The sequence below is a fragment of the bacterium genome (genome assembly GCA_030685015.1).
Classification (GTDB): Bacteria; CAIWAD01; CAIWAD01; order CAIWAD01; family CAIWAD01; genus CAIWAD01.
The window spans coordinates 1-13,820 of sequence record JAUXWS010000026.1 but is presented as its reverse complement, the minus strand read 5'-3'; the positions used below and the strand labels follow the sequence as shown (position 1 = coordinate 13,820).

At 69.5% G+C, this 13,820-nt stretch carries 14 protein-coding genes and 2 tRNA genes; 7 read left to right on the top strand and 9 right to left on the bottom strand.

Annotated elements, in window-relative coordinates; genetic code table 11:
* Window positions 1-163 precede the first annotated feature (163 nt).
* Window positions 164-364, top strand: coding sequence for a hypothetical protein (locus Q8O14_02925; GenBank protein MDP2359693.1), 201 nt, complete (start codon window positions 164-166; stop codon window positions 362-364).
* Between the two features lie 88 nt (window positions 365-452).
* Here Q8O14_02925 and mscL read toward each other — a convergent pair whose 3' ends face one another.
* The 7 genes from mscL to Q8O14_02890 all read right to left on the bottom strand — a co-directional run bounded on the left by mscL (window position 453) and on the right by Q8O14_02890 (window position 9,220).
* Window positions 453-899, bottom strand: a complete 447-nt coding sequence (gene mscL, locus Q8O14_02920; GenBank protein ID MDP2359692.1) for a large conductance mechanosensitive channel protein MscL — start codon at window positions 897-899, stop codon at window positions 453-455.
* 350 nt (window positions 900-1,249) lie between these two features.
* The gene (locus tag Q8O14_02915; GenBank protein MDP2359691.1) at window positions 1,250-2,860 is read right to left on the bottom strand and encodes a hypothetical protein; all 1,611 of its coding nucleotides are present in this window, start codon (window positions 2,858-2,860) and stop codon (window positions 1,250-1,252) included.
* Entirely contained in the window at window positions 2,857-4,023 is a 1,167-nt protein-coding gene (locus Q8O14_02910) for a glycosyltransferase (GenBank protein ID MDP2359690.1), read from the bottom strand. Before Q8O14_02910 ends, Q8O14_02915 begins: the two co-directional genes overlap by 4 nt.
* On the bottom strand, window positions 4,016-4,723 hold the full coding sequence (locus Q8O14_02905; protein MDP2359689.1) for a polysaccharide deacetylase family protein: 708 nt from the start codon (window positions 4,721-4,723) through the stop codon (window positions 4,016-4,018). The genes Q8O14_02910 and Q8O14_02905 overlap by 8 nt, the downstream gene beginning before the upstream one ends.
* Window positions 4,720-5,892, bottom strand: coding sequence for a glycosyltransferase (locus tag Q8O14_02900; protein MDP2359688.1), 1,173 nt, complete (start codon window positions 5,890-5,892; stop codon window positions 4,720-4,722). Before Q8O14_02900 ends, Q8O14_02905 begins: the two co-directional genes overlap by 4 nt.
* Window positions 5,889-6,851 (bottom strand): lysylphosphatidylglycerol synthase domain-containing protein, encoded by a 963-nt coding sequence (locus tag Q8O14_02895; GenBank protein ID MDP2359687.1) that lies wholly within the window; start codon window positions 6,849-6,851, stop codon window positions 5,889-5,891. Before Q8O14_02895 ends, Q8O14_02900 begins: the two co-directional genes overlap by 4 nt.
* On the bottom strand, window positions 6,848-9,220 hold the full coding sequence (locus Q8O14_02890; GenBank protein MDP2359686.1) for a glycosyltransferase: 2,373 nt from the start codon (window positions 9,218-9,220) through the stop codon (window positions 6,848-6,850). The genes Q8O14_02895 and Q8O14_02890 overlap by 4 nt, the downstream gene beginning before the upstream one ends.
* Window positions 9,221-9,346: 126 nt before the next feature.
* Here Q8O14_02890 and Q8O14_02885 point away from each other — a divergent pair.
* The 6 genes from Q8O14_02885 (at window position 9,347) to Q8O14_02860 (ending at window position 13,188) form a co-directional block, all read left to right on the top strand.
* A tRNA-Ser gene (locus Q8O14_02885) sits at window positions 9,347-9,430 on the top strand.
* Window positions 9,431-9,457: 27 nt separating this feature from the next.
* Window positions 9,458-9,544 (top strand) — tRNA-Ser (locus Q8O14_02880).
* Between the two features lie 119 nt (window positions 9,545-9,663).
* The gene (locus Q8O14_02875) at window positions 9,664-10,743 is read left to right on the top strand and encodes a site-specific integrase (GenBank protein MDP2359685.1); all 1,080 of its coding nucleotides are present in this window, start codon (window positions 9,664-9,666) and stop codon (window positions 10,741-10,743) included.
* Window positions 10,744-10,814: 71 nt separating this feature from the next.
* Window positions 10,815-11,588 (top strand): DUF932 domain-containing protein, encoded by a 774-nt coding sequence (locus tag Q8O14_02870; protein MDP2359684.1) that lies wholly within the window; start codon window positions 10,815-10,817, stop codon window positions 11,586-11,588.
* 2 nt (window positions 11,589-11,590) lie between these two features.
* Window positions 11,591-12,481 (top strand): PD-(D/E)XK nuclease family protein, encoded by an 891-nt coding sequence (locus Q8O14_02865; protein ID MDP2359683.1) that lies wholly within the window; start codon window positions 11,591-11,593, stop codon window positions 12,479-12,481.
* Complete coding sequence (locus tag Q8O14_02860; protein ID MDP2359682.1) at window positions 12,478-13,188, top strand: hypothetical protein; 711 nt, start codon at window positions 12,478-12,480, stop codon at window positions 13,186-13,188. Before Q8O14_02865 ends, Q8O14_02860 begins: the two co-directional genes overlap by 4 nt.
* Before the next feature lie 111 nt (window positions 13,189-13,299).
* Here the strand turns inward: Q8O14_02860 and Q8O14_02855 are convergent, their stop codons facing one another.
* Both Q8O14_02855 and Q8O14_02850 read right to left on the bottom strand, forming a co-directional pair.
* Window positions 13,300-13,587 (bottom strand): hypothetical protein, encoded by a 288-nt coding sequence (locus Q8O14_02855; GenBank protein ID MDP2359681.1) that lies wholly within the window; start codon window positions 13,585-13,587, stop codon window positions 13,300-13,302.
* Window positions 13,587-13,820, bottom strand: a 234-nt coding sequence (locus Q8O14_02850; protein MDP2359680.1) for a hypothetical protein, incomplete at its 5' end; no start/stop codon positions are given. The genes Q8O14_02855 and Q8O14_02850, both read right to left, overlap by 1 nt.

Genomic DNA, 13,820 nt, shown 5'->3' with positions numbered 1-13,820 from the left:
GGTCCTGCAGCCGCTGTGCGCCCCGACCTTGACACGGCACATTTACGGCTTCCGTCCAGGGAGAAGCGCGCCCGTGGCTATCCGCGCCGCGCAGCGACACACCCAGCGCGGCGCGGACGACTGCAACATCCATGTGTGAAGCCGTCGGGCCGGGGAGCAGGTGATGGGCTGGTTGCGGGAGCTGTTCACGGGGCTCCATCTGAAGGTGAACGAGGCCAAGAGCGCGGTGGATCTGGCGATGCGCCGCAAGGTGCTGGGCTACAGCTTCTGGCTGGGACCCGGCGGAGTGGTGAAGCGCCGGGTGGCCAAGAAAGCCCAGGACAAGCTGAAGGAGCGAGTGCGTCACACGACGCGGCGCATTTGAACCGCCCGGTGCGGACCCGCAGGCCGGGTGGTGTGGCAGGGGATGCCGGGGATTCCCCGGCACCCCTATGCCGATTGCCAGGATCAGCTCAGATGGTCGACGTGCAGAAGGGGCAGCGCGTCGCCTTGAGGGAGATGGTGCTGAAGCAATGGGGACACTCGCGGGTGGTGGGGGCGGCGGGCGCCGGCGCCTCCGCCCGCTTCAGCCGGTTGATCGCCTTGATGAGCAGGAAGGCGGCGAAGGCGACGATGAGGAAGCTGATGACGGCGTTGAGGAAAACGCCCAGGTTGACGGTGACGGCGCCCGCCGTCTGGGCGTCGGCCAGGGAGGCGTAGGGGGCCGCCGTCATGCCATCCTTGAGCGTGAGGAAGATGTTGGAGAAGTCCACGCCACCCAGCAGCAGACCGATGGGAGGCATGATCACGTCGCTGACCAGGCTCTTGACGATGGTGCCGAAGGCGCCGCCGATGATGATGCCCACCGCCATGTCCACCACGTTGCCGCGCATGGCAAACTCACGAAACTCCTTGAGCATGATGTCCTCCTGCTGCTGGTTGGTGGGCGCGTGACGATCCCGGCCAGTTCCTTGGCAAGCGGCGGCAATGTGTGGAACGTGCCAGGCACGGGCAACAAGCAGCCTGGGCGCTGGGAAAGGGCCGGCCTGCGGGGAACAGGCCGGCCCTGCGTTTCGAGCCTCCGCGTGCGGTTGCGTGGAGTCCAGGTCAAGCCGGACCTCTGCTTCGCAAGTCCAATGCCCATTTGAGGGCCAGCCACTGATCTTGGAAGTGCTTGAAGGACAATCGGTTGATTCCGTGTCTGCTCTGCTTGACAGCTGGAACGGCCAAGCCTGGCCAGCCCCGTGTCAGGAATGACACAGCATCAGGTTCAGTCAGGTCGGACGGCATTGGTCATGGCGAAGCCGTCCGCCTGGCGAAGCTCGGCGCGCAGCCAGCGGTGTGCCCGCCAGGCGGAGGACAGGGGCAGTTCAGCCGTTGGGGGCAGCTTCCGCCACTCGGCGAGCAGCGTCTCCCCGGCCGCAGCGCCCCCCCACAGCCGCAGCCAACGCAGGGGGCCGGCATCGTCGCGCAGGCGGACATGCAGGTGGGATCCGCCCCCGGCCAGGATGCCGCCCAGGCAGGTCTGGCCGCCACCCGTGAACCAGAGCAGAGGGCCGTCCGTGAGGAGGGTGCGTCCGGCCTCCAGTTCCGCCAGCAGACGGCGGGGGCGCTGGTCTGGCTGGTCCGATGCAGGGGGTGCCAGCGCCTCCCCCGCCGCCAGAAGGCAGGCGCTGCGGTGGCGGCCGAAGAGCTGGCTGCGTCCCCAACCCAGGCTCCAGGCCGGCACGTGGACGGAGCGTCCCAGGCTGAAATGGCCGTGGCTGTCCCCACCGGCCAGAATGACGGCGGGGCGTCCGCGGGCCAGCTGCTCCAGCCACAGGCGGCGACCCGCCCGGAAAGCGGCCCCCAGCCCGCCGGAGAGCACTTGGTGCGCCGTCAGGAGGGCCATGTCCTCCCCGCGCCAGGAGCGGCGGCGCAGCAGCCAGCGCTCGCCCGCGCCCGGCCGCTCCCCGGTGTGGGCCGAGACCGGCAGGCAGCCACTGCCGGCCAGCGCCTCCAACAGCGCGGGCAGACGCCATTCCGGACGCCGCGGCAGCCAGGACTCGCCGCCGTCGGCCGATCCGGGCCAGAAGCGGTCGGGAGCCAGGAGCAACAGGTGGAGGATGCCACCGCCCACGCCCCCCACCGAGCATTCCTCGCCGCCCATGACGAAGGGGCCGGGCGTGGCCGCCGCCGCCGCCAGCCACTCCTGCTGGCGCCGCCAGATGGGGAGGGCAGGATCGGCGCGGCGGGGATTCTCCACGCCATCGTCCAGATCGTAGCTGTGGTCCGTCAGGGCGAACCAGTCCAGATCCAGGGCGCGCGCCGCGCGGCGCAGCAGTTCCGGCGGTGGTCCGAACTCGATCATGTCGCGGGTGGCGGAGGAATGGACGTGGGGATCGCCCTGGACCATGCCGGGCAGGAGGGGCGGCGGCGTGCGGTCCACCCGGACCCGGAGCGGCTCCTCGGGGAGGCCGCGGGCGAGGTGGTTGCGGAAGAGGATCTCCTGGCCCGCCGCCCCGCCCGGGCCGGGCAGGCGCTCGGCGCGCAGGTCGGCCCACAGTTCCCACGTGCCGGGATCCTCCAGCTCCAGCTCGAGCAGGACCAGGCCGCCCACCGGCGTCTCGAGGCGGATGTCCAGGTCGCGACGCTGCTGGGTGAGGCGGCCGCGCGGATCAGCCAGGGTCAACTCCAGGGCCAACAGGCGGACCGGGAAGCGGTGGGCGTCGGCGAAGGCGAGGAGCAGGGGCAGCGGTCGTCCCGCCGTGATGCGCCAGGGCAGGTCGAGGTAGATCTCGGGCCAGGGCTGCCAAAGGCGTGACAGGGACTTGCCCAGGGGCGTGTAGTGGAGTTCGGCGTAGCGCGGATGGCTCTCCGCATGATGGGTGGGACCTCTCATGCGGGGCGCCTCCAGCCGGTGGTGCCGCGCAGGCCATGCCAGAGGGCGAGGAGGGCCACCAGCGGCCAAGCGGCCAGGTAGAGGGCCGTCTCGGAGGCGGCGGGCCGCTCCTCGCGCAGGCGGGCGGCCAGCTCGTCCAGCAGGGCGGAGAGGCTGAGCACGGCGGCGCCGCCCAGCACCAGGCCCAGGATGGGCCGCAGGAGGAGGATGGCGGCGAGGGCACCCAGCCAGGCCGCGGCTCCCAGGACCAGGCTCAGATGGAGCGGCGCCAGGCGGGGCAGGCCGGCCAACCAGCGGGCCAGTTGGCGGGCGCTGCCCGCCCACGTCTCGGGCCTGGTGCGCACCCGGCTGTCGAGGGGAAAGGCGGCGAGGCGATGAGGCGCCCCGAGGCGGGCCAGCGCCCGGGCAAAGGCCAGATCCTCCCCGCTGTCCACGGCGGCCAGTCGGGCATAACCGCCCAGTTTGTCCACGGCGGCGCGGTCGAAGGCAAGGTTGGCCCCCCAGAGCGAGGGCGCCGCCTGGTGCATGCGGGCCGAGAGGAGAGCGCCCATGCCCGAGAGGAGCAGCCAGTGGAGGCGCTGCCAGCGCGCGGCGGGGTCTGGCGTGGCGCCTCCTTCCAGCAGCACGAGGCCACCCACCGCGATCAGCCCTTCGTCGAGGAGGGCGCCCAGGGCCAGGCTCCAGCCGGCCGGCAGCCGGCAGTCGGCGTCGCTGAAGAGCACCTGCCGGCCCCGGCATTGATCAACGCCGTGGCGCAGCCAGGCGGGCTTGCCGCGGCGGCCGGGTTCGGCCGGCAGGAGCCGGACGCGCCCGTGACGCTCCGCATCGGCGCAGAATGCCTCGAGCAGGGGGCGCGTGCCGTCCGTCGACTGGTCGTCCGCCAGCATGATCTCGAGGGCGGGATCCCTCGCCAGCAGCCGGTCCAAGTCCTGCAGCAGGCCGGGCAGCGCTTCCTCTTCATTGCGGGCGACGATGAGCAGGCTGCGCTGCGGCTCCCCGCCTGCCGCCGGCGCGCTCCTCTCCGCGGCAGCCCGGTCGCTCCCCTCTTCCACCAGTTCCTCGAGCCAGGCGCGGCGCAGCCAGATCATGATGAGGATGCCCGCCGCCACGACCAGCGCCAGGGCGCGGGGCCAGCCGGGAGGCAGCAGCAGCCACTCAGGCATGGGCGTCCTCCAGCAGGGCCATGGGATCAAGCGGACTCAGCCCCTTGCCGCGCAAACCGGCCAGGATGGCCGGCAGGGCGGCCCGCGTCGACTCCTGGCCCGGGCCGCTGCAGTGCAGAAGCAGGATGTCCCCCGGGCGCGCCAGCTCCAGCACCCGGCTGACGAGCGCGTCCGGGCGCGGGGCGCGGTAGTCGGCGGGATTGAGGCTCCAGAAGACGGGCTCCAGGCCCAGACGGCGCGAGACGCGGCTGAGCCAGGGCGTCCAGTTGCCGTAGGGCGGCCGCTGGAAGATCGGCGGCAGGCCGCAGGCGGCGGCCAGGCGTCCGGCGGCGCGGGCCAGGTCGCGGCGCACGACGGCAGGCGGCAGCAGGCCCAGGCGCCGATGGCTGAGGCCATGCACGGCGGGGAGGTGGCCGGCGGCCAGCAGGGCGCGGGTGATGGCCAGGGCCTGCTCCTCGTCCGCCGTGGCGGGGCGGGCCGGATCCTCGGGCAGGCGGCCGGCCACGAGGAAGAAGAGCGCGCGCGCCCCCGCCGCCTCCAGCAGACGGGCCGCCTCAGCCGTGGCCGGTCCGGGTCCGTCATCGAAGGTGAGGAGGACGCGACCGCTGCCGCCCAGCCAGGCCAGGCGCCGGGGCAGGCGCCACAGCCCGGGCTGAAGGAGGGGGCGCCAGGCGGGCGGCCGGTGCAGCAGGGCGCTCATGGCGCGCATCCGAGCGGCGGCCGGCCCTCGGCCGGCGAGCCGCGCCACGGGGGGCGGACGAAGGTCCCGACCCAGGGCACGACCAGTCCATAGGCCAGCTGTCCCAGCCAGACCAGCGGAAAGAGCGGCAGCAGGCCGCGCCCGCCCAGGCGCCGCGCCGCGTGGACCGTCAGGCGCAGGTCGGGGATCAGCTTGAGCAGGACGATGCCGAGGGCGGCATGCGCGGACAGGTGTCCGCTCAGGGCCAGGATGGGCGCCAGCAGCGTGCCCAGGAAGACCAGGTAGAGGCCCAGGGCGCCGGCCTGGGCGGCGCGGTCGGGCATGTGGCGTTCGCTGGAGGTCCAGCGCACGCGCTGGCGCCAGAACTCGCGCGGCCCGGCCGGACCGCGGGTGGCGACGAGGGCGCCGCGGGCCAGCGTGGCGGCCAGGGTCCAGCGGGTGCGCAGCCGCATGCGCTGGATGAGCAGCGTGTCGTCGGCGCTGGGCAGGTGCAGCAGGCCCTCGTAGCCGCCTGCTTCGCGGTAGGCCGTCCGCCGCCAAGCCAGGTTGGCCCCGCTGGCGAAGAGAGGTCGGCCGAGGGCGAAGGAGGCGAGGCCCGCCCCCAGCAGGCCCATGTACTCCAGACGCACCAGGCGCGACCAGAGGCCCTCCCCCGCGAAGACGACCGGCCCGGCCAGCAGGCCGTCGCCGGACCGGACCGCGCCCAGCAGGGTGGCCAGCCAGTCGGGACCGGGGCGCGAATCGGCGTCCAGCACGGCCACCCAGTCATGCCGCGCCTCCTCCCGGCCCAGGTCGATGGCCTCCTTTTTGCCGCTGCGCCCGGGCGTGGTGCCCAGCAGGCGCGCCGCGACGCCCTGCCGGCCCAGCTCCTCGATCAGGACCCGCGCCACCTCCGCGCTGCCGTCGCGGGAGCAGTCGTCCACCACCAGCAGCTCCCAGCGCTCCCGCGGCAGGGTCTGGGCGCACAAGGTCCGCAGGGTGGCGGGCAGGGCCTCCGCCTCGTTGCGGGCGGGGACAATGACGGAGATCCCCCCGGCCGCCACTTCGCCCTCCTCCCCGCCGCCGGGCGCCAGGCGGTCGCCGCGTCCGGCCAGGGCGCCGCCCAGCCGCCACACATAAGCGGCATAGACCCCGTTGAGCGCGAGCAGGCTGAGGGCGGTCAGGCTCACCTGTCCTCCCTTCCGCCCCAGGGGCGCAGGGCCAGGGCCGCCCAGCTGCCGGCCAGGGAGGGGAGCAGCACGTTGATGACGAAGAGGAGGAAGGCCGCTGTCACGGCCAGTTCGGGGGCGCCGCCGATGCTGGCGAAGAGGTTGGCGGCGAAGAGTTCGCGCACTCCCAGGTCGCCCAGGCTGATGGGGAAGAGGCTCTTGAGGAACATGGTGCCGGCGGCGGCGGCGGGCGCCAGCGTCGAATCCAGCCCCAGGCCGCGGGCGAGCAGGACGAACTGTGTGATGAAGGTGAGGTAGAAGGCCAGCGCCGCGGCGAGGAGGCCCAGGCGGCGCGGACGGCGCACCAGCAGCATGGCGCCGTGGACCCGGGCGAAGCGCTCCCGGGCGGCCAGCCAGGGCAGGCGGCCCAGCAGGCCGGTGACGCGGGCCGGAGCCAGGAGCAGGGCCAGGCCGGCCAGGGTCCAGACGAGGACGGCGGCGGCGTAAAGGCCCAACAACAGCAGCACGAGCGGCGCCGCCCGGCCGAAGATGCTGAGGTCCCAGCGCGGCAGCAGGAGCAGGCCCAGGGCGCCGAACAGGCTGGTGACGGCGGCGGAGCTGAACTTGTCGAGCAGGGAGAGGGCGGCCAGTTCCGTCCGGCGGCCCCCGAAACAGGCGGCGCGGGCGTGCTCGCCCAGGCGGCCCGGTGTCAGGGTGCCCAGGGCCGTGCCCGCCAGGAAGGAGAGCACGATGCGTCCCCCGGTCGCCCGCGGCAGTTGGGCCCTGACCAGCAGGCCCCACTTGATGGCCTGGAAGGCCAGGTTGGGCACCAGCAGCAGCAGGGCGCTGGCCAGGTGGAGGAAGGACATGTCCCCCACGGCCCGGACCAGACCGGGGGCGTCCAGGCGGCCGAGCAGCCAGACGCAGAGCGCCAGCGCCACGGCCGACTTGAGCAACCAGCCGGTGAGGACGGACCTCATGGCGCCTCCCTGCCCTCCAGTTCCTCGATGGGGCGGGGTCCCTGTCCCAGCGACATGCCGGCCACGCCGTCCCGGCCCTCGCGCCGCTGCTCCCGGCCACCCGCCTCGCGCGGGCGGCTGGCGCGGGCCGCCTCGATGCGGCGGCGGACCTCATCCTCGTCAGGGACGGCCCAGCCCCGGTGGCGCAGGCTGTCGCCCAGGGGCCGGCGCAGATCCACCGCCAGGTCCCGCTGCTCGAGGGTGAGTCTCACCCCTTCGCCGCAGTTGCGGCACATCTCGAACTGGCTGCGCTGGCGGAAGACGGCGCGGCGGAAGGCCATGTAGGGCCGGCTGGTCCACAGCTCGCGGAAGTTGTGGGTGGACAGGTCGCCCATGGCGAAGTCGCTGTCCTTGTCGAAGCAGCAGACGGCCAGCTCGCCGCCGGCATTGAGCACGGGCTGGTTCCAGAGGCGCTGGCAGCGGTTGGGGTAGCCGTGTTTCATGGCGAAATGGCGACCCCCCTCGTCCTCCACCACCTGGTAGCGCCGCGCCGCCTCGTCCTCGGGCAGCCACACGTCGATGTCGGCGTCGTCGTAGATCTGCACGGTCTTCAGGGTGAGGCGGTCCACGCCGCAGCGGCGGGCCAGCCGGTCGATCTCGAGGATCTCGTGCTGGTTGTGCCGCATGACGATGAACTGGAGGTGGACGACGGGCGTGGCGCTGCCCAGGCGGCGCTTGGCCGCCATCAGGCGGGTGAGGCCCTCCACCACCAGCGGGAAGTTGCCGCTGCGGCGGTAGGCCTCGTAGGTCTCGGCGCTGGCGCCGTCCACGCTGACAAGCAGGGTGCCCAGGCCGCTGCGGACCAGGGCATCGGGGTCGTCCAGGTAGTGGCCGTTGGTGGAGGCGTAGGTCCACAGGCCCATCCCGGCGGCCCGGCGCACCATGGGCAGGAAGTCGGGGTGGAGGAAGCTCTCCCCCTGGTTCCAGAGCAGGACCATGAAGGCGTCGCGACCCAGCTCGTCCAGCAGGCGGTCGTAGACGGCCTTGTCCAGGAAGCGGGCGGGCCGCTTGAGCGTTCCCGCGCCCGTGGGGCAGAGGGGACACTTCAGGTTGCAGGCGTTGGTGGGTTCCACCATGAAGACGGTGGGCAGGCCCCAGACGATGGGGCGCCGCAGCAGGAGGGAAAGACCGTAGCTGGCATGGCTCTTGACCGCGTTCCAGAGCCGGCGCAGGGTAAGGGTGTGTCGCAGGAAGAGGAGGGACTCGCGGGAGGGGGCGCCTTGGCGCCACTGGTAGCCGCGGAGGCCGCCGACGAGGCTGTGCCGGAGGGCGTGGAGCACCAGGAGCAGGGACAGTCGCCCCGCACGGGGCACAAGCTCCCCTTCGCCCAGCAGGGCCAGGCCCTCCGCCAGCATCCGCCGGGCGGCGAGCGCCAGGGCCGGCAGGAGCGTGGCGGGGAGCAGGACAAGCGGGGAGCCGGCCACGGCCCAACGGGCCAGCAGCGCTCCTTGCAGAAGAAGCGCCAGGAAGAGCGAGGCCTGGCGCAGGATCTCGCGGGCGGGCAGGTCCCGCAGCTTGCCGTAGCGGCGGCGGGCCTGGCGGACGGCGTTGCCCGCCTCACGGGTGTGGACGATGGACGCCGCGCTGGTGAGGAAGGCGCAGCGCGCCGCAACCTGCCCCAGACGCCGGATGAGGTGGACGTCGTCGCCGCTGGGCAGATCCTCCAGGTTCGACAGACCGTCGACCTGGCGCAGCAGGCGGGCCCGCGTCGACCAGTTGGCGCCCCGGGCGAAGGGCGGCCTGCCCAGCATGAAGCCCACAGCGGCTTGCAGGCTGCTGGCGGCGTTCTCGAAGCGGCGGAAGGCGGACACCTCGCCGTCCGGGGAAGCAAGGACGACGTGGCCGCCCACCAGGTCGGCGCCGGCGGCATGGGCCGCCAGATGGGCGGCCAGCCAGCCGGCGGCGGGACGACAATCGGCATCGGTGAAGAGGACGAGATCCTCCGCACCGGCCCTTTCCAGCACGTGGCGCAGGCCGGCGGCGAGGGCGGCCAGCTTGCCCGCCGGCGGCTGGACCAGGACGGTCGCCTCCGGCCAGTCGGCCAGCAGGCGGCGGGCCAGATCGGCACTGCCGTCCACTGATCCATCGTCCACCAGCACCAGGCGGGGCCGGGCATCCACCCCTGCCTGCCCGGCCAGGGCGGTCAAGAGGGCGGGCACCTGCAGCGCCTCGTCCCGGGCCGCCACCAGCACCCAGACCGCTGGATGCGGCGCTTGGGCCGCCGCTGGCGCCGGCGAAGCCCCCAGGCGGCGCAGGCCTGTCCACCAGCGGGTGCCCTGCCAGGCCAGGACCCCCGTGGCCACACACCAGATGATCAAGGATGGGGACATGCGACCACTTTCATTGCGCCGTCCAACCTAACAAAGGGAAGGGCGGCGGAGGACGGCCCCGGCCCACCGCGCCCGGCCCTTCCTTGATTTACTTCCCCTGAGTGGCTAAACTTGTGCGCTTCCGATGGAGGAATAGACCTAACTGGTAAGGCAGCGGTCTTGAAAACCGCCGGGCTTCGGCCCTTGGGGGTTCGAGTCCCCCTTCCTCCGGTTCCTCCATGGGAGGCGCATCATCCTGGAGAGGTGGCAGAGTGGTCGAATGCGCGCGCCTGCTAAGTGCGTAACGGTTAACCCCGTTCGAGGGTTCGAATCCCTCCCTCTCCGTTATATTGGCGGAACGCCTTGAAGATCAGGGCGTTCCGCTTCTGCTTTTTGGCGATTTGCCAATAATGTGACAAAGCGGTTCGCCCGTGATCGACCACGATTTCGCACGGGAGTCCGCCATGGCACTGACCAAAGTCCCCATCGTCCGGCAGCGCAAGAATCCCTCCGGCAGCGTTGTCTACTACCTCGATTACATGATCGACGGCCAGCGCTTCCGCGAGACCATCGGCCCCCGCAAGGACCTGGCGGAGAAGCGTGCCGCCAAGCTTTTCACCGATCTGCAGAACGCCCAGGCAGGCCAGAAGCCGTTGCAGGAGGCGCCGACGCTGCAAGCGATGGTGGACCGCTTCCTGCAAACCAAGGTGCGGCGTACCCGCGAGTCCTCGCAGCTGCGCTACAAGATCTACGCGGATCACTTCCTCGCCTTCTTCCGCGAGGCCTTCCCCAAGGTGCTGCGCATCGACCAGGTGACACGTGCCCAGCTGGAGGAGCACATCCAGGTGCTGGTGGAGGAGGGCTTCGCCAACAAGACCTTGAACGGCCAGATGCAGTTCCTCCGCTCCCTGTTCAACATGGCCGTGGACGATGAACTGCTGGCCAAGAGCCCGGCGAGCAAGTTGAAGGCCTACCCTGAAACATCGGATGAAACCCCGCCCTACTGGACGGAAGAAGAAGTCGTGCGCATCCTGTCCAAGGTGGGCCACTACTGGCGGGATGCCTTCGCCTTCTTGTATCACACGGGCCTGCGCAAGGAGGAACTGATCCACTTGACCTGGGACGACGTGGACCTGGCCACGAGCCCGCCCTGCATCATCATCCGGGGCAAGAAGGACTGGCGCACCAAGACCAACCGCACCCGCGTGGTTCCCTTGTCGCAGGACGCCGTCGACATCGTGAACCGGCAGAAGCGCCACCCGCACAACCGCGTGTTCAGTGACTACCGCGGCACCGTCATTCACCGCGACAAGATCTACCTAGCCCTGAAGACGGCGCTGAAGAAACTGGAGCTGACCGGGGACGTGCACCAGTGGCGTCACACCTTCGCCACGCACCTGGTGAAGAAGGGTGTGGGCATCGAAAAGGTCAGCAGATTGCTGGGCCACGCGTCCATCGAAATGACCATGCGCTACGCCCACGTGGCGCCCATGGATCTGAAAATCGCCGTGGATACACTGCCGAGGATTCCCAAGAAAACGTGATCCGGGTCGCTTTTCGGGCATAAGAACAGAGACGCAGAAGCCAACCCTGTTCAACCCGAAAGGAAGGACCCATGAGACCGCGAACCCTGACGGTCAATGACCCCTTTGTGCCTATCCAACGTGTGCCCCTGTTCACCCCGGCCGGTGTGCAGTCCAGCCGCTACGCCATCGTGCTGGATCCGCAGGGTGCCCACGAGGAAGCGGGCATTGTGTCCGACGACTACAACCTGGTGGAGAACGCCCGTGTGGTGGAGACGGCGGAGCGCATCCTGGCGGAGGGCGCTCTGGAAGCCACGCGGGGCAAGACCTTGTTCGATGGCCGACGCTTCCGCCAGCGCTGGGTGCTGGGGCAGCACACCTTCGAGGCCCAACCCGGCGACATCGTCGCCTTGACCCTGGACGCTTGGAATTCCTACGACGGCTCCGCTCGCTTCGGCGTCGCCTTCAACATGCAGCGCCTGCTTTGCTCCAACGGCATGGTGGTGGACCAGTTGTTGGGCGGCTTCCGCTTCAAGCACAACCAGGCCCATGGCGATGTCTTCGATGGCGAGGTGGAGCAGGCCGTGGAGCGGCTCCAACAGCTGTCCCACAACATCCACCTGCTCGCACCCAAGTTTCAGACCATGACCCGCCAGAAGCTCTCCATTGCCGGGATCCAGCGTGTCTTCAGCGACCTGGAGATCCCGCGTCCGCTGGTGTCCGATGTCTTCATGGAACTGGGAGGCAGCCGTGCCTGGGATCTCTACAACGCCTTCACCCATGTGCTGACGCGGCAGGAGTCCTTTGGCGCCGAGCACACCAACCGGCGTGTCACGCAGTACTTCCTTGACCACGCGAGGGGTTGACCATGGAGACCCTGCGCCAATCCACCATCTACAGCTATCTGCGCTGTCCCTACCAGCACTATCTGCAGAGCGCCGAACCGGACAAACGGACATTCCGACACCCCGCCGCCATCCACGGCACTGTGTTGCACGGTTTGATCAAGCGCATGCACGAAGGCGACTGGGACATGGATTTGCAGGCGGCTTACCTGCTGGCCTTCCAGCACGAAGTGACAAATGGACAAAACGACACGCTGCCCGTACGCTGGAAGGCTGAAGCGGAAGACCGCGACCAGTACCTGTCCGACGCCGTGGCCATGCTGGAGGGCTACCGCGGCAAGGATTACAACCGTGCCTGCAAAGTGCTGATGGCCGAGGCCCAGTTCACCGTGAAGTTGGGTCGCCATCAGCTGACGGGAACCTTGGACCAGCTGCGCCAGCACCCGGACGGCACACTGGAGCTTGTGGATTTCAAGAGCGGCAAGACCATTCCGCCCCAGGCCTATGTGGACCTGGACTACCAGCTGTCCATCTACGCCTATGCCTTGCTCCACGGCACCCTGCTGGTGGACGGCAAGCTGCTGCAACCACGCATTCTGCCGGATCGCCTGACTCTCTACTTCCTGCGCCACCACATCCCTTACAAGCGCGCCACTGGGGGCAAGTCCGCCGGGGAAGAGCGCGGGGAGCCGCGCATCAGCACCACCCGCAACCTGGACCAGCTGAAGGCCATGAAACAGGACGTGGCCCATGTGTCACGGATGATGAAGGCGGGGTGCTATCCGCGCTCGCCGGATCCCCTGAAGTGTGGTGTCTGCGCCTTTGCCGACGCCTGTCGTGGCGCGACCCAAGACGCCCATCTGCCAATGGCCCGCCTGGAATCCCTTGTATCACAATTGGAGGAAGTCGCATGAACAGCCCTGCCCACATCAGCGAATGCCTGCCCGCCCTGGACATCGATCTGCAGGCCGAACTGGATCGCATGACCGAAGGCGTGCACATGCCCTTGCCCCGCGTGCGCGTGGAACACAGTCCCAGTGGCCAGCATCGCCTGTTCCTGGATCTGGGGCCGACCATCGAGGACGAAGGCCTGGTGGTGCCTCTGGAAGGCAACCAGTTGTCGGGAATCGTGGTCGCCCACCAGCACATCCGCGCCGTGTTTGAGGAAGGGGGCACCCTGCCGGTTTGCGCCGCTGTAAATGGCCAGCCCACCGTGGACACGCCCCAGGCTTCGAACTGTGAGCAATGTCCCCTGAGTGGCTTCGGCAGCCGCTGCAAGCCCAAGGTGCGCCTGCTGGTGTTGGCTCCCGGCGAGGACGGTGAACCTGCGCTGTGGGTCTTGCCCCTCTCGCCCACCAGCATCAAACAGTGGCATCGCTATGTGCAGCGCTTGGCGCGGTCCAAGGTGCCTTACCTGGCCGTGCGTACGCGCTTCGAATTGAAGGACATCCAGCGCCCGCCCTATCGCTATGCCGAGGTGCTGATGACGGTGGACCGCCTGATCACGCCGGAAGAACTGGCGCAGGTGAAGGCGGTGCGGGAATCCTGGCAGGATGCGCTGGCCACGGTTGTCAAAGACGACTACCAAGATCCGGGAGATGCCGGCCATGCAGAGGCGTAAGCGCGGAATCGACTGGGGGGATCTGCTGGTGGACCTGTTGATCTGGTTGGCCACGCGGACATGGAGGAAGCGGTAGATGAAGGGGCTCCCTGGAGCCCCTTTCTTTAGCCATCAGATGGTGCTCATGCGGGCCAGCATCGCCGCGATCCGAGCATTTCGATTGCAGAAGGCGCTGATGACCTCGGCATGGCTGAACCCGGCCAGAACGTAAGGGTAGGCTTCCTCGAAGAAGTCAAGGAACCAGCTGAAGTCGAAGGACTCGTCGAACACTTGGCGGGTCAGTTCATCGTAGTCGAACACGTCGAAGTCCCGCTTGCCCAGCAGGTTCCCCGTGTTGCGGATCAGGTAGAGCTTCGCCTGGATGACGAATTCGTTGTAGGTGATCGGCTTCTTCGGCACTACCGTCGCATGTCCTGACTGACTTGCTGGAAAGTCGCAAAGCTGATGCCGGGCGTCAATCCAAGCATGGCCGGATCAATGCCCTTCCAGGCGATCACCCGATAGTTCATCAATTCCCGGAAGCGGGCCACCAATTGATGCGTGTAGCCTGGGGCAACGACGGGAGTCAGGTAGTACCAATCGGATTCGTCTGCTGGGTCCTGTTCGTTGTAGAAGATCAGGTAGTAGTCCGG

What these genes read in the sequence shown, in the direction of transcription:
- Q8O14_02915 (MDP2359691.1), bottom strand. Translation starts at nt 2,860, where the DNA reads ATGAGAGGTCCCACCCATCATGCGGAGAGCCATCCGCGCTACGCCGAA.
- Q8O14_02895 (MDP2359687.1), bottom strand. Translation starts at nt 6,851, where the DNA reads ATGAGGTCCGTCCTCACCGGCTGGTTGCTCAAGTCGGCCGTGGCGCTG.
- Q8O14_02865 (MDP2359683.1), top strand. Translation starts at nt 11,591, where the DNA reads ATGGAGACCCTGCGCCAATCCACCATCTACAGCTATCTGCGCTGTCCC.
- Q8O14_02870 (MDP2359684.1), top strand. Translation starts at nt 10,815, where the DNA reads ATGAGACCGCGAACCCTGACGGTCAATGACCCCTTTGTGCCTATCCAA.
- Q8O14_02860 (MDP2359682.1), top strand. Translation starts at nt 12,478, where the DNA reads ATGAACAGCCCTGCCCACATCAGCGAATGCCTGCCCGCCCTGGACATC.
- Q8O14_02905 (MDP2359689.1), bottom strand. Translation starts at nt 4,723, where the DNA reads ATGAGCGCCCTGCTGCACCGGCCGCCCGCCTGGCGCCCCCTCCTTCAG.
- Q8O14_02910 (MDP2359690.1), bottom strand. Translation starts at nt 4,023, where the DNA reads ATGCCTGAGTGGCTGCTGCTGCCTCCCGGCTGGCCCCGCGCCCTGGCG.
- Q8O14_02875 (MDP2359685.1), top strand. Translation starts at nt 9,664, where the DNA reads ATGGCACTGACCAAAGTCCCCATCGTCCGGCAGCGCAAGAATCCCTCC.
- mscL (MDP2359692.1), bottom strand. Translation starts at nt 899, where the DNA reads ATGCTCAAGGAGTTTCGTGAGTTTGCCATGCGCGGCAACGTGGTGGAC.
- Q8O14_02890 (MDP2359686.1), bottom strand. Translation starts at nt 9,220, where the DNA reads ATGTCCCCATCCTTGATCATCTGGTGTGTGGCCACGGGGGTCCTGGCC.
- Q8O14_02925 (MDP2359693.1), top strand. Translation starts at nt 164, where the DNA reads ATGGGCTGGTTGCGGGAGCTGTTCACGGGGCTCCATCTGAAGGTGAAC.